We start from the raw sequence: 19193 nt of genomic DNA, 5'->3' as shown, positions 1-19193 counted from the left end.
GCTGGGGAACATTGTCCGGACTTATGCAGAGCCAAGTCAACGAGTCGCGACGCGATGACGGGCGGAATGCGCGCGTCGGGCGCCAAGTGCCCGGATAGTCAGCAACCGGGCCGCGCCCGGCCGAAGCGGACCTATGCGGCGCGGGTCTCTCGGGCCTGCGCGCGCATCTGCCGCCACGACAGAGCCGCCCCGAGGAAGCCCACGGAGGAGAACAGCGCGAAGCCGAGGCCATAGTCGCCGACGATGCCGTAGATGAAGGCAAAGCAGCTCGGGCCGATAATCACCCCGAGGAAGGTGTAGACCAGCAGCGCGCCGGTGTTGGCGCCGACCTTGCCCTCGGGCGCGGTGCGCGCGGCGGCGGCGAGAAAGACGCCGTTCCAGCCCGAGGCCACGCCGCCGAGGCCGGCGAGGAGCACCGCCTGCAGCGCCGCCGGGAAACTGCCGACCCAGTTGAGCGACAGCAGGATGCCACCCGCGATGAGGCCGATCAGCGCCAGCGTCCGGAACCCGCCCAGCCGGTCCGCCGCCACACCCCAGGCCACGCGCCCCACCGCGCCCAGCAGCTGCGAGGCCGCCGCGACGCTGCCCGCCGCGACCAGCGTCCAGCCGTGCTCGACCAGCATGACGACGATGAAGGCGGTGGCGATCAGCTGCAGCGCCGAGTAGAGGCAGCCGAGGATCGCCAGCGTGCGCAGGCGCGGGCTCGACAGGATCGCCCGCTGCTCGCCCAGCATCCGGCGCCAGATGCCCTCCGAGGCGGCGCCGCGCTGCGCCGGTTCCGGGCTGTCCGTCCCCAGCGACCAGAGCAGCAGCCCCGCGGGCAGCAGCGCGGCCAGCGCCAGCGCCCCCTGCCAGCCGACCCCGAGCGCGACCAGCAGCGCCGGCATCATCACGTTCGCCAGCACCGCGCCCAGCGGCACGCCGCTCTGCTTGATCGAGAAGACGAGGCTCTGCTGCCGCCGCGGCGTGTGGCGGTGCAGGATCTCGGAGGAGGCGGGGTTGTTGAGCCCGTAGCCGATGCCGAAGAGCAGCGAGGCCAGCACCATCAGCACCGGCTGTCCGCTTGCGAGCATCAGCAGGCCGAGCACGAAGATCGCCAGCTCGAGGCGGATCACCCGCTCGGCCCGCAGCGTCTCGACCACCGCGCCGGCGAACGCCGAGGCGAAGATGCCCGAGAAGTAGATGAGGCTGATCTGGTAGCCGATCCAGTGCGCGCCGACGCCGAGCGAGGCAGCGACCTCGGGCGCGAGGGCGGTCAGCGCGAGGATGCTGCAGGTGGCCGCCACCTGGACCAGCGTCATGACCGCCAGCGGCCTGATCCAGAGGCAGGACGCGGCCGGGGCGCCTTGGGTCGACAAGCTCTCGCGCATTCGCGTAATGTCCGGACTTGAGTGGGCCAGTGGGTGGGCGGTGCGGAGAACCCTTAAATAAGTCCGTACTTATTGGCAAGAATATCGTCCACGGCAAGCAGGGGGGAGGAGCGAAGATGACAGGCCATGAGAGCGATCAGGACACGGCGCCGGAGGAGCTGCAGGGCGCCGGGACCTCGACACCGCTCTACCTGCAGGTGGCGCACCGGCTCGAACGCCAGATCGTTTCGGGCGAGCGTGCGGTCGGCAGCCTGCTTCCGCCCGAGGCCGAGCTCGCCGTGCAGCTGGGCGTCAGCCGCCACACCGTGCGCCAGGCCATCGCGCAGCTGCGCAAGCGCGGCATGCTGGCGGCGCGCAAGGGCGTCGGCACCCGCGTCGAGGCGTCGAAACCCGACTGGCGCGACCGTTTCCGCAACGATTCGCGCGACGACCTCTTCGAGTTCGCCAGCCAGAGCGAGTTCTTCATCCGGCAGAAGGAACGGCGCGAGGTGCGCGGCAAGACCGCGGCCGAGATCGGCTGCCGCCCCGGAAAACGCCTGATCTACATGGCCGGACCGCGGCATTTCATCGGCGAGCCGACGCCGTTCTGCTGGAACGAGGTCTATCTCGACCCGATCGCGCAGGACGTGGTGGCGGACATGACGGTGCTGCGCTCGTCGCTCTTCCAGCTCATCGAGCAGCGCACCGGCGAGCGGATCGAGGAGATCCAGCAGGAGATCCGCGCCGTCGCGATCTGCCCCGAGGTCTGCGCCGAGCTGAACCGGCCCGAAGGCACCATCGGGCTGCGCATCACCCGGCGCTACCTCGCCTCGGGTGGGCGGCTGCTGGAATATGCGATCCAGACCTCGCCCGACGACAGCTTCGCCTACCGGACGAATCTTTCCGCCGAGTGAGCCGCGGCGCGGCGCCCAAAGGCTGCCCAAGCAGGGATCAGTGCCGGGCGGCGCTGCACAGAAAATCATCAGGGATCCGGACTTTCGCAAAAGTCCGGACTTTCCCATGAACATCCGCTGGACCTGAACAGGGTTGCCCCGGCCAAGTGAGGCTAGGCCCGACCAAGTTCGGACATAGAAAAACGATACGTCCAGCAGGAGAGTTCACATGGATATGGGTGTCTTCATCCCGATCGCCAACAACGGGTGGCTGATCTCGGAGGGCTCGCCGCAGTACATGGCGAGTTTCGATCTCAACAAGCAGGTGGTGCAGAAGGCCGAGAGCTACGGGCTCGAGTTCGCGCTCTCGATGGTCAAGTTCCGCGGCTTCGGCGGCAAGACCGAGTTCTGGGACCACGCGCTGGAAAGCTTCACGCTGATGGCCGGGCTCGCCGCCGTCACCTCCGAGATCAAGCTCTTCGCCTCGACCGCGATCCTGACCCTGCCGCCGGCGATCGTGGCGCGCATGGCCTCGACCATCAGCTCGATCGCCCCGGGCCGCTTCGGCATCAACATCGTCACCGGCTGGGCCGAGGGCGAATACAGCCAGATGGGCCTCTGGCCGGGCAACGAGTGGTTCGGCTACCGCTACGACTATGCCACCGAATACGTCTCGGTGATGAAGGATCTCTGGGAGAACGGCAGCTCGGACCTCAAGGGCGAGCACTTCACCATGACCGACTGCAAGCTCTCCCCCGCCCCCGAGGGCAAGGTCGAGATCGTCGCCGCCGGGCAGAGCGCCAAGGGCATGAAGTTCGCCGCCGACTACGCCGACTACAACTTCATCCTCGGCGCCGGCATCAACACCCCGACCGCCTTTGCGCCCAACGTCGCGCAGCTGGTCGAGGCGGCCAAGGTCTCGGGCCGGGACGTGGGCGCCTACGTGCTGTTCATGGTCATCGCCGACGAGACCGACGAGGCCGCCATGGCCAAGTGGCACAAGTACCACGACATGGCCGACATGGGCGCGCTGAAGTGGCTGATCGACCAGTCGAACATGGACCAGAGCGCCGACGGCACCTCGACCGCCAAGCACATGGCGGTGCCCGAGGGCGCGGTGAACTTCAACATGGGCACGCTGGTCGGCTCCTATGCCACCGTCGCGCGGATGCTGGACGAGGCCGCCGAGATCGAGGGCGTGAAGGGCATCATGCTGACCTTCGACGACTTCCTGCTCGGCATGGATGCCTTCGGCCAGAAGATCCAGCCGCTGATGGACTCGCGCAGCCACAAGCTCAAGGCCGCCTGACCGGCGGCCCGCCCGGGCCTGCCCCGGCGCGGCCTGCCCGACGCTCCCTGTCGGGGCGGCCGCGCCAACACGACCCGCACGGACGATCAAGACCCCTCCGATGACAGACCCCAGCCGGCTCGACGCCACCACCGCCCGCAGGCTGATGCGCGAGGGGCGGCTCACGCCGCGCGACCTCGTGCGCGCCTGCCTTTCCCGCATCGCCGCGCGCGACGGCGAGATCCGCGCCTGGCTGAGCCTCAACCCGCGCGCCGAGGCCGAGGCGTCGGCGATCGCCGCCTCGGACCCGCGCCCGCTGGCCGGCATTCCCGTCGGCATCAAGGACGTGATCGACACGGCGGAGCTGCCGACCACGCACAACTCCCCTCTCTACGGCTCCCGCCGCCCGAGCGACGACGCGCCCTGCGTCGAGATCCTGCGGGCGGCGGGGGCGATCATCCTCGGCAAGACCGACACCACCGAGTTCGCCGCCGCCGGGCGCAACGCAATGACCGGCTGCCCGGCCGATCCCGCGCGCAGCTCCGGCGGCTCCTCGGCGGGCTCGGCCGCCGCCGTGGCCGATTTCCACGTGCCGCTGGCGCTCGGCACCCAGACCGGCGGCTCGACCATCCGCCCGGCCTCGTTCTGCGGCACCCCGGCGATGAAGCCGAGCTGGGGGCTGATCTCGACCGAGGGGGTGAAGCTCTACGCCGCCAGCCTCGACACGGTGGGGCTCTACGCGCGCTCCTACGACGACCTCGCGCTGCTCGGCGATCTCTACGGCTTCCCCGAGACCGGAACGCCCGCTGCCCGGCCGAGGCTGGCGCTCTGCCTCACCCCCTACGCCGACGAGCTGGCGCCCGAGATGATGGACCTCATGCAGAGCCTGCCCGGACGGCTCGACGCCGTGGCGGACACCGAATGGCTGCAGCTTCCCGCCGAGATGGCGGACCTCGACGCGCTGCACCGCTGCGTGCAGATGAGCGAGGGCGCCGCCGCCATGCGCAACCTCATGCACAAGGGGCCGCTGGTGCACCGCGATTTCCTGAACCGCGCGGCCCGCAGCGAGGGTCATAGCGCCCGGCAGATGTTCGAGGCCTACGACCGGCTCGCCGATCACCGCCGCGCCTTCGAGGCGCTGGCCGCCCCCTATGACGCGGTGATCGCCCCCGCCGCCCCCGGTTTCGCCCCGCCCGGACGCGGCGCCGGCAAGCCGAAGTTCAATGCGCTCTGGACGGCGATGCAACTGCCCTGCATTCATGTTCCAGCGCGCGCGGATCCGCTGCCGCTCGGCGTGCAGCTCGTGGCGGCCCGGGCGCAGGACAGCCGGCTGATCCGGCTCGCCGCCCAGATTGCCCCGGCGCTGGCCCCCTCCCGGCCCGCCGAGAAGGAAGGAAAGGACGACTGAATGGACCCCAACGACTTCAAATCCGGCATGCGGCGCCTTGCCGCCGGCGTCTCGCTGATCACCTGCGAGTGCGACGGCGTGCGGCACGGCCTGATCGCCACCGCGGTGACCTCGCTCAGCGCCGAGCCGCCGAGCCTGCTGATCTGCGTCAACGCCTCGGCCTCGATCCACGAGCACCTGAGCGAGGCGCGGGCCTTCTGCGTCAACGTGCTCTCGCGCGGGCAGCAGGACATCGCGACGCGCTTCGCCATGCCGAAGGACCGCGAGACCCGCTTCGAGATGGGCGACTGGTCCGAGCTGGAGACCGGCGCCCCTGCCCTCCGTGGCGCGCAGGTGAGCTTCGACTGCCGCCCGGCGCAGAAGAGCAGCTTCGGCACGCACACGATCTTCATCGGCGAGGTGGTCGCGGTCACCGACTGGGGCAGCCCCTCGGACCCGCTGCTCTACCACGAGGGCAAGTTCGAGAGCCTGACCCGCACGGAAAAGGCCTGAGATGACTGGCGCGGCGGAGAATTACGCGGGGGTCTACGACCGCTCGGTCGGCTTCGGGGCCCGCCCGGCGCTGCTGCTGATCGACTTCGCCCACGCCTATTACGACGCGGCCTGCCCGCTCTTCGCCGGCGAGGGCGCGGTGACCGCGCTCGCCGCCGCGCTGCAGCTGCGGGCGGCGGCGCGGGCGGCGGGCGTGCCGGTCATCCACACCCGCATCGCGCTGCACCCGAGCGGCATCGACGGCGGGCGCTTCTTCGAGAAGGCCGCGCCGCTCGGGGCCTTCCTGCCCGGCCGCGCCACCGCCGAATTCGCCAAAGGGCTGGTGCCCGAGGCCGACGAGCTGGTGGTCTCGAAGCAGTACCCCTCGGCCTTCTTCGGCACGTCGCTCGCCTCGACCCTCACAGCCATGGGCTGTGACAGCGTGATCCTGACCGGGCTCACCACCTCGGGCTGCGTGCGCGCCTCCTGCGTCGATGCCATGAGCCACGGCTTCCGCACGCTGGTGGTGCGCGAGGCCTGCGGCGACCGCCACGCGGCCCCGCACGAGGCCAACCTCTTCGACATGAACGCGAAATACGCCGACGTGATCGGCATGGAGGCATGTCTCGCGCACTTCGCCAAGCTGGGCGGCGGGATCTCCGCGGCCCGGTGAGGCGGCGTCAGTGCCTTATCTCGTCTCGAAGACGTTCAGCGGGATCTTGAGGTAGCTGCGGCCGTTCTCTTCCGCCTCCGGCAACCGTCCGCCCCGGATGTTCACCTGCAGCGCCGCCAGCATGAGCTTCGGCAGCGGCAGCGTGGCATCGCGCGCGTCGCGAACGGCGCGGAACTCGGCCTCGGAGGGCGCGTCCCTCAGGTGGATGTTCGTCGCCCTGTGCTCGGCCACCGTGGCGCAGCACTGCGCCGCGCGCCCCTCCGGCGCATAGTCGTGGCCGACGTAGAGCCGGGTCTCCTGCGGCAGTGCGAGGATCCGCATCAGGCTGGCATAGAGGTCCGCCGAACTGCCCCCCGGGAAATCCGCCCGCGAGGTGCCGCTGTCGGGCATCATCAGCGTGTCATGCACGAAGGCGGCATCCCCCGCGACATAGGTGATCGAGGCCAGCGTGTGCCCGGGGCTGAAGATCACCCTGACCGGGATGGCCCCGACCATGAACTCATCGCCGTCGGCGAGCAGCAGGTCCCATTGTGCCCCGTCGGTGGGCAGGTCCGGCAGGTTGTAGATGCCCTGCCAGAGCTTCTGCACCTTCCGCACGTGCTCGCCGATCGCCGTGATGCCACCGATCCGCGACTGGATATAGGGCGCGGCCGAGAAGTGGTCGGCATGGGGATGGGTGTCGAGGATATGGGTGATCTCGATCCCGGCCTCCTGCACGTAGGCGATGATCGCGTCGGCGTTCCGCGTGCGCGTCGCCCCGGCCAGCGGATCGAAGTCCAGCACCGGATCGACGATCGCGCCCATCATCGTCGCAGGGTCGTGGAAGACGTATTGCCAGCTGCCGGTGGGTTCGTCCCAGAATGTCTTCACGACGGGGCTCGGGGTCATCGCTGTCTCCTTGCGCTCGGTGCGTCGGGCCCGGATGGCCCAATCATATTCTCTATGCAGAATATATTTCGCCGGATCGCGAAGTCACCCCCGGCGGCGGAATTTTCCGTCAGGACTCCACCGCCTTGCGCGCGAGGGCAAGGAATTGCGCCCGCTCGGCCTCGGTGAGGGTCTCGAGGATATCGGCCTGCAGCGCCGCCACCAGCGGGGCGACCTGTGCCAGCGCCGCCTCCCCCTCGCCGGTCAGGCGCAGGCTGCGCGCGCGGCGGTCGTCCTCGTTCACCTGCCGCGCCACCAGCCCCTTCTGGACCAGCCGCTTCACCACCTCGCCGATCGTCGCCCGGTCATAGGCGATGAGCGCCGCCAGCCGCGCCTGGTCGATCCCCGGCTCGCGCGCCAGCACGTCGAGCGCGGCGTATTGCACCGAGGTCAGTTCCACCGGGGCCGATTTCATCCGCTCCGAGAAGACCGCGGTCGAGCGCTGGTTGAGTCGGCGGATCAGGTGGCCGGGCATCTGCGAGAGATCGTCGCGTGCGGTCATGCTGTTGGGCTCCGAAAGATGATATGTACACTTACCATATTGACAGGCGGCCGGGCCAGCGGAATATAATATGTGTACTTACCAACTGGGAGGGTTGAGTCGTGCAATTTCACCTGAACGGATTTCGCAGCGGGGATCCCGCCGTCGCCGAGGCCCTTCCGAAGGCGGGCGACGTGGCGCAGAAGGTCGATGTGCTGATCGTCGGCTGCGGCCCGGCCGGGCTGACGCTCGCCGCGCAGCTTTCGGCCTTCCCCGAGATCTCGGTCCGCATCACCGAGCGCAAGCCCGGCCCGCTCGAGGTCGGACAGGCCGACGGCATCGCCTGCCGCTCGGTCGAGATGTTCGAGGCCTTCGGCTTCGCCGAGAAGGTGATGAAGGAAGCCTACTGGGTCAACGAGGTGGCCTTCTGGCGGCCCGGCGCGGACGGTGCGCTGCACCGCGCCGACCGCATCATGGACGTCGAGGACGACCTCTCGGAAATGCCGCACGTGATCCTCAACCAGGCGCGGGTGCATGACTTCTACCTCGAGATCATGCGCAATTCCCCGCGCCGCCTGACGCCCGACTACAACCGCGAGCTGGTCGAGCTGACGCGGACCGAAGACCCGGAATACCCGATGCAGGCCACCTTCCGGTGCCTCGACGGGGCGGGGACCGAGACCCTCCGCGCCCGCTATGTCGTCGGCTGCGACGGCGCGCGCAGCACCGTGCGCGCCTCGATGGGCCACGCGCTGAAGGGCGAGTCGGCGCGCCAGCTCTGGGGCGTGATGGACGTGCTGCCGGTGACCGATTTCCCCGACATCCGCCTCAAGGCGGCGATCCAGTCGGCGGACCAGGGCAGCGTGCTGATCATCCCGCGCGAGGGCGGCTACATGGTGCGCATGTACATCGAACTCGGCGAGCTGCACGGGGATGAGCGCGCTGCCGACCGCGCTGTCAGCGCCGAGCTGCTGATCGCCAAGGCGCAGGCGATCCTCTCGCCCTACAGTCTCGAGGTGAAGGAGGTCGCCTGGTGGTCGGCCTACGAGATCGGCCAGCGGGTCTGCGACGCCTTCGACGACGTGCCCGAGCGCGAGCGCGGCAGCCGAAGCCCGCGCGTCTTCATCGCCGGCGACGCCTGCCACACCCACAGCCCCAAGGCCGGGCAAGGCATGAACGTCAGCATGGCCGACACGTTCAATCTCGGCTGGAAGCTCGCCGCCGTGCTGCGCGGGCGGGCCGCCCCCGCCCTGCTCGACACCTATTCCGAGGAGCGCCGCGCCAAGGCCAAGGAGCTGATCGACTTCGACCGCGACATGGCCCGCCTCTTCAGCGCCAAGCCGAAGGACGCCGCCGAGGCCGCGCAGTTCCAGCGCTACTTCAAGCAGCACGGCCGCTACACCGCCGGGGTCGAGACGCGCTACGACCCCTCGCTGATCACCGGCGGCACCGGGCATCAGGCGCTGGCGGCGGGGCAGATCGTCGGCAAGCGCTTCCACTCCGCCCCGGTGGTGCGGCTGGCGGATGCGAAACCGATGCAGCTTGGCCATGCCTTCAAGGCGGACGGGCGCTGGCGGGTTCTGGCCTTCGCCCCGGCGGGCGACGGCGGGCAGCCGGGCGGCGCCATCGCGCGGCTCTGCGCGGAATTGGAGCCGGTGATCGCGGGCGTCACGCCCGAGGGCGCGGACCCCGACAGCGTGATCGACCTGCGCGCGGTCTTCCAGACCCCGCACCGCGAGATGCGACTCGGGGACCTGCCCGCCGCGCTCCTGCCGAGGAAGGGGAGATACGGGCTCACCGACTACGAGAAGGCCTTCTGCCCGGCCCCGAACGGCCCCGACATTTTCGACCTGCGCGGCATCAACAGGGCGCGCGGCGCGCTGCTCGTTCTGCGCCCCGACCAGTTCGTCGCGCAGGTGCTTCCGCTCGGCTCGACCGACGAAATATTGAAATTTCTCAACGGCTTCCTGCTCCCAGCGTAGTCCCATGGAAGCCCTCGGGCCGCCTCTCCCCGGGGCGGCCCGAAAAGCCGCCCGGAAATAGTTATTGACTATAACCATTATCCTACATACCGTTTTCCTCAGGAGGACCCCGATGCCGCAGACTGACGACATTCCGGAAGACCGTGGCGGGCCGAGTGTGGAGGACACGGTGCTTGGCAACCTGATCGGATACCGGCTGAAGCGCGCCTACATGCAGATCCAGCCCGAGGCGCAGCGCGTGCTCGCCGAGGACGACCTGCGGGTGGTCAGCTTCTCCTGCCTTTCGATCATCGCCGACAACGCCGGGATCGTGCAGTCGGAGCTTGCGGATGCCCTGAAGATGGAGCGCTCGAACCTCGTCGTGATCATCGACGAGCTGGAACAGCGCGGCCTCATCACCCGCAAGAAGGTTCCGACCGACCGCCGGCGCTACGCGCTCGCGGCCACGCTGCGCGGACGCCGCCTGCGCGACCGCGCCGCAGAGAAGGTGAGGACGGCCGAGGACGAGATCATCGGCCGGCTCGACGACAAGGACCGCGCGCATCTCATGGCCGTGCTCGAACGGCTCGAAGACAAGACGCGCTGAAACACCGACGCGGGCGGCAGAGGAGGCCGGCCGCGAACTGTCACAGGGAGGATAACCATGAAAACGCGCATTGCCGCGAGCCTGCTCGCGTGCTCGATTTCCGCGCTGGCCGTCAGCGCTTCGGCCGACACGATCCGCGCCACCAGCGGCTTCGGCCCCAACCACGCCATCGCCAAGGACGTCTACCCGACGCTGTTCAAGAAGCTCGAGGAGCTGACGGACGGGCGCTGGACCGGGCAGGACACGCCCTCGGGCCTCGTCGCCCCGAACGAGATGTCGACCGGCCTCCGCGACGGGGTGACCGAGTTCGGCGCGCTGCTGATGCCCTATTTCGTCGCCGAGTACCCGGACAGCGTGCTGGTGTCGGAACTGTCGATGCTGGGCTCGAGCGCCGCGGTGGTCAGCTCGGCGGTGACCGAGTACATCGCCACCTGCGCGCCCTGCCAGGCCGAGTTCACCCGCAACGGCCAGGTCTACCTCGGCTCGGACACCACGCCGCTCTATGACCTGCTGTCGACCAAGCCGGTGAAGACGCTCGACGACATGAAGGGCCTCAAGGTCCGCTCGGGCTCGCCCTTCTACGCGGCCTTCGTCGAAAGCGTCGGCGGCGCGCCGGTGCAGATGCCCTCCTCCGAGCTCTTCGAGAGCCTGAGCCAGGGCGTGATCGACGCCACCTTCTCCTCGCCGCACGAGATCATCGCCAACCGTCTCGGCGACGTGGTGGACTACGTGACCGAGATCGAGGAAGGCGTGTTCAACGGCGCCGCGATCACCACCGCGAGCAAGATGCTCTGGGATCGCATGGACGGGGCCGACCGCATGGCGCTGGCCACCGCCGCGCAATACGGCATCGCCACCGGCATGGCCGCCTTCGACACGCAGATCGAAGAGGTCCGCGCCGGCGACATGGTCGAGTTCATCGCGCCCGACCAGGGCCTGATCGACGCCCGCGACACGTTCAACGCCGACCGCCTCGCCAATGCCGCCTCGATCCTCGAGGGCCGCGGCGTGAGCGATGCGCAGGCCAAGATCGACCGCTACAAGGCGCTGATCGACAAGTGGGAAGAGCTGGTCACCCCCGGCATGACCCCCGAAGAGCTGGGCGCACTGCGGGCCGAGGAAATCTGGTCGAAGATCGACCTGAACACCTACGGCGGCTGAGCCTGACCGGCGCGCGCCGGCGCTCCCCCGGCGCGCGCCTCCCCGACTTTCCCCTCTCATTTCCCGGAGGATCGGATGCTTGCTCCGATTGAGACCGCCGTGGCGCGGATCAGCATGGTATTGGGCGGCCTCGTGCTGCTGGCGATGATGCTGCAGGTCGTCGTGGACGTGTTCATGCGCGCCTTTCTCGGCGCCGGATTCCCCGCCACCGCCGATCTCGTCGGCAAGTACTACATGGTCGCCGTCAGCGTCCTGCCGCTGGCCCTGACCGAGCTCAAACGCCGCCACATCGAGGCGACCGTCTTCACCCAGACCCTCACCGGCACCCCGCTGAAGCTGGTGCAGCTGCTCGGCTTCGGCACCTTCGCCGCCGTGCTGGCGGTGCTGGCCTGGGGTTCGGGCGGCGAGGCGCTGCGGCAGATGGCGCGCGGCGCCTACATCGAGGCCGGCACGCTGCGCTTCGTCACCTGGCCGAGCTACTGGATCCTGCCGGTCTCGTTCACCCTCGCGCTGCTGATCATGCTCATCCGCATCTACGAGGTACTGACCGGCCGCTTCGGCGAGCATGAGCACGATCCCGTCGGCGCGCTCGAAACCATGTCAAATTCCGGGGAGGAGATCTGATGGATCCCGTCACCATCGGCATTCTCGCCCTTGCCGCGCTGCTGATCCTGATCGGCCTGCGCGTACCGATCGCGGCGAGCCTGATCGTCGTGTCGTTCCTCGGCATCTGGGCCGTCGCGGGCATCCGCCCGGCGCTCTCGATGATCTCGACCATCCCCTACACCACCTCGGCCAGCTGGACGCTGAGCTCGATCCCGATGTTCCTGCTGATGGGCTACATCGCCTATCACTCGGGCCTCACCCGCGGCCTCTTCGAGGCGGCGCGGGTCTGGTGGGGCTGGCTGCCCGGCGGGCTGGCCATCGCGTCGCTGGCGGGGGCCTCGGGCTTTGCCGCTGTGTCGGGATCGTCGGTCGCCTGCTCGGCCGCCATCGGCCGCATCGCGGTGCCCGAGATGGCGCGGCAGAAATACGACCTGCGCATCGCCACCGGCGCCGTCGCCGCGGGCGGCACCATCGGCGCGCTGATCCCGCCGTCGATCATCCTCATCCTCTTCGGCATCCAGGCCGAGACCTCGATCAACGATCTCTTCCTTGGCGGGCTCTTCGTCGGCCTCGCCTCGCTGGCCTTCTACATCTGCGCCGTGCTGATCGTCTGGTGGCGCAGCCCCGAGAGCCTGCCCCGCGCCGAGCCCTACACGATGGGCGACCGCTGGAAGAAGACCGCCGAGATCTGGCCGGTGCTGCTGCTGATCGGCGCGGTGTTCGGCGGGCTCTTCTCGGGCTTCTTCACCGCCACCGAGGCGGGCGCCTTCGGCAGCTTCGTCGCGCTGCTGCTCGGCATCGCCCGCCGCTCGCTGAGCTGGGCCGACTTCAAGGAAAGCATCGTCGACACGTTGCTCTCGTCCGGCGCGCTCTTCATCATCGCCATCGGCGCCAACCTCTTCACCCGGCTCGTCGCCATGTCCGGCCTGTCGATGCAGATGGGCATGTTCGTCGAGGGGCTGGGCCTCGGGACCTTCGCGCTGCTCTGCGTGATCGTGCTGATCTACCTCGTGCTCGGCATGTTCCTCGAGCCGATCGGCGCGCTGCTGCTGACCCTGCCGCTGTTCCTGCCGATCCTCGCGCAGCACGGCGTCGACAAGCTGTGGTTCGGCCTCCTGGTCGCCAAGCTGCTCGAGATCGGGATGATCACGCCGCCGGTGGGGCTCAACGTCTTCGTCATCCACTCGGTCGCCCGCGACTACGTGCGGCTCGAGCAGGTGTTCGCGGGGATCGTCCCCTTCATCCTCGCCGACCTCGTGCTGGTCGGCGGCATGCTCGCCATCCGCGGCTTCTTCTGAGGACCCCTGCCATGGACATCAAAGGAACCATCGCCCTCGTCACCGGCGCCGGAAGCGGCCTCGGCGAGGCCACCGCGCGGCGGCTGGCGGCGGCTGGCGCGAAGGTCGCGGTGCTGGACCTCTCGGCCGAGGCCGCCCAGCGGGTCGCGGACGAGATCGGCGGGCTTGCCGTGGCGGTCGACGTCTCGGACGCCGCCGCCGTTGAGGCCGCCTTCGCCGAGGTCACCGACAAGCTCGGCACGCCCCGCATCGCGGTCAACTGCGCCGGGATCGGCACCGCCGCCCGCATCCTGCCCCGCGACGGCGCTCTGCCCATCGAGGCCTTCGAGCGCACGCTGAGGATCAACCTCCTCGGCAGCTACATCGTGCTGAGCCACGCCGCCCGCGCCATGTCGGCGCTGGATCCGCTGGACGCGGACGGCGCGCGCGGGATCATCCTCAACACCGCCTCTGTGGCCTATCAGGACGGGCAGATCGGCCAGGCCGCCTATGCCGCCTCGAAGGGCGGGATCGCCTCGCTCACCCTGCCCGCCGCGCGCGAGCTTGCCCGCTTCGGCATCCGCGTCATGACCATCGCCCCCGGCCTCTTCGAGACCGCGATGAGCGCCGGACTCCCCCCCGATGCCCGCGCCGCGCTGGAGGCCGGCCTGCCCTTCCCCTCGCGCATGGGCAGGCCCGACGAGTTTGCCCTGCTGGTGCAGCAGATCATCGAGAACCCGCTGCTGAATGGCGAGGTGATCCGCCTCGACAGCGCCGTGCGCCTCGCCCCGAAATGACCGCCCGCCCAAACTTCCCGAAGGAGACAGCCATGTCCGACCACGCCAAGTATCTGACCACCGAGGTGGACGGCCAGATTGCCACCCTCACCATGATCCGCACCGACAAGCGCAATGCCATGAGCGACGGGCTGATCGCGGCGCTGGAGAATGCCTATGTGACCCTGCCGAAAGAGGTCCGCGTGGTGATCCTGACCGGCGCGGGCGGGCACTTCTGCTCGGGGCTCGACCTGTCGGAACACGTCTCGCGCAGCGCCGAGGACGGCGTCTACCATTCGCGCAACTGGCACCGGGTGATGGAGATGATCCAGTTCGGCGGCAAGGTCACGGTCTCGGCCATGGAAGGTGCGGTGATCGGCGGCGGGCTGGAACTGGCAGCCTCGACCCATGTGCGCATCGCCGAGCCCTCGGTGATCTTCCAGCTTCCCGAGGGGCGGCGCGGCATCTTCGTCGGCGGCGGCGCCTCGGTGCGGGTCGGCCGCATCCTCGGCGCCGACCGGATGGTCGAGATGATGCTCACGGGTCGCAAGTATGATGCCGAGGAGGGGCTGCGTCTGGGTCTGACACACTACAGCGTCGGCGCGGGCGAGGCGCTGCCGCTGGCGCGCAAGCTGGCCGAGCAGATCGCCGGGAACGCGCCCATGTCGAACTACTTCATGGTGCAGGCGCTGAGCCGGATCAACGACATGTCGCGCAGCGACGGGCTCTTTACCGAGAGCCTCTGCGCCGCGCTGGTGCAGACCACGCCGGACGCCGAGGAGGGGCTGAACGCCTTCCTCGAGAAGCGCGCCCCCGTGTTCCGCTGAACCGGACGGAGGGAGGAGGAATGGATATGAGCATCATCGAACCGGCGCCCACCGGCCACGAGGCCCGCGCCGACTGGGCCCGCCGCCACACGCTGACCCGCTACGTGCCGCACAAGGTCATCCGCGAGGACCGCGCCGACGGAACCATCCTGCTGCGCTCGGGCTACGACCTGCCCGAGCCGGTGGCGAACACCGGCGCCTGGCTGCACCGCTGGGCGGTGGAGGCCCCCTACCGCGTCGCCGTCTCGGAGCGCCCCACCGAGGGCCCCGGCTGGCGCAACGTGACCTATCTCGAACTGCTGCAGCAGGTCCGCGCGATTGCCTCGGCGCTGCTGGCACGGGGGCTGGGACAGGGCGACACCATCGCCGTCCTGTCGGGCAACGGGCTCGACCACCTGCTGCTTTCGCTCGCCGCGCAATACATCGGTGTGCCGGTGGTGCCGCTGGCCGAGCAGTATTCGCTGATCCCCGAGGCGCATGGCCGGCTGATCTTCGTGCTCGACAAGGTGAAGCCGAAGCTCGCCTTCGTCGATGACGCCACCCGTTACGCCTCTGCCCTCGCCCTGCCGCAGCTCGCCGATGTCGAGGTGGTCGCGGCGCGCGGCGAGGCCGGGCGCCCGGTCAGCCCGATGGCGCAGCTTCTGGCCACCGAGGAGAGCCCCGATCTCGACGCCGTCCACGCAACCGTCGGCCAGGACACGCTGGCGAAGATTCTCTTCACCTCGGGGTCCAGCTCCGATCCCAAGGGGGTGCTGACCACGCACCGGATGATGTGCGTGAACCAGGTGCAGATGCAGGTCGCCCTGCCCTTCCTCATGGACCACGCGCCGCGGATCACCGACTGGCTGCCGTGGAACCACGTCTTCGGCGGCTCGCACAACGTGAACATGATGCTCGCGCACGGCGGCACGCTGACCATCGACAGCGGCAAGCCGACCGGCAAGGGCTTCGAGACCACGCTCAGGAACCGCACCGACCGCCCCGGCACGCTGGCCTTCAACGTGCCCGTGGGCTGGAACATGCTGGTCGGCGCGGTCAAGGACAACCCGGCGCTGCAGCAGCACCTCTTCAAGGACCAGCAGCTGCTCTTCTACGCGGGCGCCTCGCTGCCGCAGGACGTCTGGGAGGCGCTCGAGCAGTTCTGCATCCACGCCCGTGGCGGGCTGCCGATGATGATCTCGAGCTGGGGCCTGACCGAGACCGCCCCCGCCTGCCTCATGGTGCACGAGCCCATCGGCCGCTCGGGCGTGATCGGCGTGCCGCTGCCCGGCGTCGAGGTGAAGCTGATCCCTGACGAGGACATGCGCTGCGAGGTCCGGGTGAAGGGCCCCAACGTGATGGACGGCTACTTCAACGACCCCGCCAAGACCGCCGAGGCCTTCGACGAGGAGGGCTTCTTCATCACCGGCGACGCGGTGCGCTTCGTGAACCCCGACGACGCCAACCGTGGCCTCGTCTTCGACGGACGCGTCTCGGAGGACTTCAAGCTCGACACCGGCACCTGGGTGCAGGCGGGCAACTTGCGCATGGCCGCGCTGAAGGAACTCGCCGGGCTTGCGCAGGACGTGGTGATCTGCGGCCATGACCGTGGCGAGGTGGGGCTCTTCATCTTCCCCCTGCCCGGCGCCGCCCGGGCGGGCGAGGTCACGCAGGGCGCCGTCACCGACACCGAGCTGATGACCAAGGTCGAGCTGCGCCTGCGCGAGATGAACGCCCATGTCACCGGCTCGGCCAAGCGCATCACCCGCGCGCTGGTGCTGGCCGAGCCGCCCTCGCTGGAGCACCACGAGATCACCGACAAGGGCTCGCTCAACATCAAGAAGATCCTGACCCGCCGCGCCGACCTGCTCGAGCGGCTCTACGACAACGAAGACCCGGGCCTGATCCGCGTCTGAGGAGGCATCCCCATGATCGACTTCGCCAAGATCCGCGCGATCGATTTCCACACCCACGCCGAGGAGGCCTGCGGCTGTCACACCGATGACGGCTACGACGAGCTGCAGTCCACGATGGCCAAGTACTTCGGCGCGCCGTGGTCGCATCCGCCGACCATCGACGAGACCGCCGCGCATTACCGGCAGATGAACATCGCCGCGGTGATCTTCCCCGTCGACAGCGAGCGCGAGACCGGCTACCGGCGCTACGACAACTACGAGGTCGCCGACGCCTGCGCGAAGAACGACGACATCCTCATCCCCTTCGCCTCGATCGACCCCGCCAAGGGCAAGCTCGGCGCGCGCGAGGCGCGGGACCTCGTGCAGAACCACGGCATCAAGGGCTTCAAGTTCCACCCCACGATGCAGGGCTTCTACCCCAACGACCGCATGGCCTACCCGCTCTACGAGGCGATTGCCGAGGCGGGCGTTCCGGCGCTCTTCCACACCGGGCAGACCGGCGTCGGATCGGGGATGCGCGGCGGCAACGGCATGCGGCTCAAATACTCGAACCCGATGTACATGGATGATCTCGCGGTGGATTTCCCCGACATGCCGATCATCCTCGCGCATCCCTCCTTCCCCTGGCAGGAAGAGGCGCTCTCGGTCGCGCAGCACAAGCCCAACGTCTACATCGACCTCTCGGGCTGGTCGCCGAAGTACTTCCCGAAGATCCTCGTGCAATACGCCAACTCGATCCTGAAGAAGAAGATGCTCTTCGGCTCGGACTGGCCGATGATCGCCCCTGAGAAGTGGCTCGACGCCTTCGACAAGGCCGAGTTCAAGGACGAGGTGCGCCCGCTCATCCTCAAGGAAAACGCGATGCGCCTCTTGGGCATCAGCGCCTGACCCCTGCCCGCGCGCGGAGGAGGCGCGCGGGACCCTGATCCACCGGAGGACCCCCATGAAATCGCTTCTGGCCAGCACGGCCCTCGTCTGCCTTGCCGCCCCCACCCTTGCCCTCGACTGCGAGGGGCTCACCCCCGAGGCGCTCGGGATCACCGGCGTCACCTTCACCGAGGTCGCCGCGGTGGCGCCCGGAGAGGAGAGCCCGGTGGCCCAGTGCCGCATCCGCGCCCGCACCGCCGAGCGCACGGGCAGCGACGGCAAGGACTACGCTCTGAGTTTCGAGCTTGCGCTGCCGGACGACTGGAACGGCGATTTCGTCCACCAGTTCAACGGCGGCAATGATGGCGAGGTGAAACCCGCCACCGGCGCGCTGCAGAGCGGCACGGGCGACACCTCGCCGCTCGCGCGCGGCTATGCCGTGGTCTCGAGCGACGCGGGCCATGACGGCAAGGCCAACCCGGACAAGGGGCTGGCGGGTGGCGCGGCCTTCGGCTTCGATTTCGAGGCGCGGCAGATGTACGGCTACAAGGCGGTGGAGATCCTCCAGCCCCTCGCCCGGCAGATGGTCGAGGCCTATTACGAAAAACCCGTCGGCCACGCCTACGGCATCGGCTGCTCGAACGGCGGGCGGCACGCCATGGTCGCGGCGGAACGGATGCCCGGTGCCTTCGACGGGCTGCTGGTCGCCGCCCCCGGCTTCAACCTGCCCCGCGCCGCGCTCCAGCACGCGCTCGACGTGCAGGCGATGACCCCGATCACCGGCGATCTGCGCACCGCCTTCTCGAAGGACGACCTCGGGCTGCTGGCGCAAGGCATCCGCGCCAGCTGCGACGCGCTCGACGGGTTCGAGGACGGGCTGGTGATGGACACCGCCGCCTGCCAGTCCGCCTTCGACGTGACCGCGCTGCAATGCACCGAGGGCCAGAACTCCGGCTGCCTGTCCGAGGCGCAGGTCTCGGCGCTTCAGCGCATCCATGCCGGGCCGCGCGGCGCGGACGGCGGGCAGCTCTATTCCGACTGGAGCTGGGACGCGGGCATCGAAGGCGGCAACTGGCGCACCTGGAAGGTCGAGAGCTCGATCCCGCCCTGGGAAAAGATGCCGATCATCGGCGTGATGGGCGCGGCCTCGCTGGCGCAGGTGTTCACCGTGCCGCCGACCGAGGTCGAGGGCGCACCGATGGCGCTGTCGGAGTTCCTGCTGCAGTTCGACATCCCCGCGCAGGCCGCCGAGATCGACGCGACCTCGGACGCCTTCCCCGAATCCCCCATGCAGGTGATGACCCCGCCGGGCGCGGACGATCCCGAGCTTGCCGCCTTCCGCGACGCGGGCGCGAAGATCATCGTGACGCACGGCGTGGCGGACCCGGTCTTCTCGGTCAACGACACCGCCCGCTGGTATGCCGCGCTCGACGCCAACAACGGCGGCAAGGCCGGGGAGTTTGCCCGCTTCTACCCGGTGCCCGGCATGAACCACTGCCACGGTGGCCCGGCCACCGACGCCTACGACCTCTTCACCCCGCTGGTCGACTGGGTCGAGCACGGCACGGCGCCCGAGGCGGTCACCGCCATGGCGCGGGACGACAACGCCGACCTGCCGCAGGCACTGGCGGGGGCAAGCCGCCCGCTCTGCCCCGCGCCGCAGGTGGCGCGCTACCAGGGCGGCGATCCCAAGTCCGCAGACAGCTTCCGCTGCGAGTGAGGCACA

At 69.2% G+C, this 19193-nt stretch carries 18 protein-coding genes; 15 read left to right on the top strand and 3 right to left on the bottom strand.

What is annotated here, in order from left to right; translation table 11 throughout:
* Positions 1-131 precede the first annotated feature (131 nt).
* Positions 132-1370 (bottom strand): MFS transporter, encoded by a 1239-nt coding sequence (locus tag PVT71_RS08130; protein ID WP_353471295.1) that lies wholly within the window; start codon positions 1368-1370, stop codon positions 132-134.
* 116 nt (positions 1371-1486) lie between these two features.
* On the opposite strand from PVT71_RS08130, the gene PVT71_RS08125 reads away from it, so the two are divergent.
* From PVT71_RS08125 to PVT71_RS08105, 5 genes are all read left to right on the top strand, one after another.
* Positions 1487-2263: a GntR family transcriptional regulator gene (locus PVT71_RS08125; protein ID WP_353471294.1), complete on the top strand. Its 777-nt coding sequence runs from the start codon at positions 1487-1489 to the stop codon at positions 2261-2263.
* Positions 2264-2471: 208 nt separating this feature from the next.
* Positions 2472-3551, top strand: a complete 1080-nt coding sequence (rutA, locus tag PVT71_RS08120) for a pyrimidine utilization protein A (protein ID WP_353471293.1) — start codon at positions 2472-2474, stop codon at positions 3549-3551.
* A 100-nt stretch (positions 3552-3651) separates the two neighbouring features.
* On the top strand, positions 3652-4938 hold the full coding sequence (locus tag PVT71_RS08115) for an amidase (protein WP_353471292.1): 1287 nt from the start codon (positions 3652-3654) through the stop codon (positions 4936-4938).
* The gene (locus tag PVT71_RS08110) at positions 4939-5430 is read left to right on the top strand and encodes a flavin reductase family protein (protein ID WP_353471291.1); all 492 of its coding nucleotides are present in this window, start codon (positions 4939-4941) and stop codon (positions 5428-5430) included.
* A gap of 1 nt (position 5431) precedes the next feature.
* Positions 5432-6082 carry an isochorismatase family protein gene (locus PVT71_RS08105; protein ID WP_353471290.1) on the top strand — a complete coding sequence of 217 codons (651 nt, stop codon included), beginning with the start codon at positions 5432-5434 and terminating at the stop codon, positions 6080-6082.
* Between the two features lie 15 nt (positions 6083-6097).
* Here PVT71_RS08105 and PVT71_RS08100 read toward each other — a convergent pair whose 3' ends face one another.
* A complete protein-coding gene (locus tag PVT71_RS08100) occupies positions 6098-6970 on the bottom strand; it encodes an MBL fold metallo-hydrolase (protein ID WP_353471289.1) in 873 nt (290 codons plus the stop codon).
* Between the two features lie 109 nt (positions 6971-7079).
* The gene (locus tag PVT71_RS08095; RefSeq protein WP_353471288.1) at positions 7080-7511 is read right to left on the bottom strand and encodes a MarR family transcriptional regulator; all 432 of its coding nucleotides are present in this window, start codon (positions 7509-7511) and stop codon (positions 7080-7082) included.
* 101 nt (positions 7512-7612) lie between these two features.
* Here PVT71_RS08095 and PVT71_RS08090 point away from each other — a divergent pair, with 101 nt between their 5' ends.
* The 10 genes from PVT71_RS08090 to PVT71_RS08045 all read left to right on the top strand — a co-directional run bounded on the left by PVT71_RS08090 (position 7613) and on the right by PVT71_RS08045 (position 19187).
* The gene (locus PVT71_RS08090; protein WP_353471287.1) at positions 7613-9472 is read left to right on the top strand and encodes an FAD-dependent monooxygenase; all 1860 of its coding nucleotides are present in this window, start codon (positions 7613-7615) and stop codon (positions 9470-9472) included.
* Between the two features lie 112 nt (positions 9473-9584).
* The gene (locus tag PVT71_RS08085) at positions 9585-10058 is read left to right on the top strand and encodes a MarR family transcriptional regulator (protein ID WP_353471286.1); all 474 of its coding nucleotides are present in this window, start codon (positions 9585-9587) and stop codon (positions 10056-10058) included.
* Between the two features lie 57 nt (positions 10059-10115).
* Entirely contained in the window at positions 10116-11219 is a 1104-nt protein-coding gene (locus PVT71_RS08080; RefSeq protein WP_353471285.1) for a C4-dicarboxylate TRAP transporter substrate-binding protein, read from the top strand.
* Positions 11220-11294: 75 nt separating this feature from the next.
* Entirely contained in the window at positions 11295-11843 is a 549-nt protein-coding gene (locus PVT71_RS08075) for a TRAP transporter small permease (protein ID WP_353471284.1), read from the top strand.
* Positions 11843-13123, top strand: coding sequence for a TRAP transporter large permease subunit (locus PVT71_RS08070; protein WP_353471283.1), 1281 nt, complete (start codon positions 11843-11845; stop codon positions 13121-13123). The genes PVT71_RS08075 and PVT71_RS08070 overlap by 1 nt, the downstream gene beginning before the upstream one ends.
* Positions 13124-13134: 11 nt before the next feature.
* Positions 13135-13899: an SDR family NAD(P)-dependent oxidoreductase gene (locus PVT71_RS08065; protein WP_353471282.1), complete on the top strand. Its 765-nt coding sequence runs from the start codon at positions 13135-13137 to the stop codon at positions 13897-13899.
* Positions 13900-13931: 32 nt separating this feature from the next.
* The gene (locus PVT71_RS08060) at positions 13932-14705 is read left to right on the top strand and encodes a crotonase/enoyl-CoA hydratase family protein (RefSeq protein ID WP_353471281.1); all 774 of its coding nucleotides are present in this window, start codon (positions 13932-13934) and stop codon (positions 14703-14705) included.
* A 26-nt stretch (positions 14706-14731) separates the two neighbouring features.
* Positions 14732-16600, top strand: a complete 1869-nt coding sequence (locus tag PVT71_RS08055; RefSeq protein ID WP_353471280.1) for a feruloyl-CoA synthase — start codon at positions 14732-14734, stop codon at positions 16598-16600.
* 12 nt (positions 16601-16612) lie between these two features.
* Positions 16613-17488: an amidohydrolase family protein gene (locus PVT71_RS08050; RefSeq protein ID WP_353471279.1), complete on the top strand. Its 876-nt coding sequence runs from the start codon at positions 16613-16615 to the stop codon at positions 17486-17488.
* A 55-nt stretch (positions 17489-17543) separates the two neighbouring features.
* Positions 17544-19187, top strand: coding sequence for a tannase/feruloyl esterase family alpha/beta hydrolase (locus tag PVT71_RS08045; protein ID WP_353471278.1), 1644 nt, complete (start codon positions 17544-17546; stop codon positions 19185-19187).
* Positions 19188-19193: the final 6 nt, after the last annotated feature.

The organism is Salipiger sp. H15, assembly GCF_040409955.1.
Taxonomy (GTDB): Bacteria; Pseudomonadota; Alphaproteobacteria; order Rhodobacterales; family Rhodobacteraceae; genus Salipiger.
Note: the sequence above shows the minus strand (reverse complement) of the source record. Positions and strands in the feature narration are given on the sequence as shown.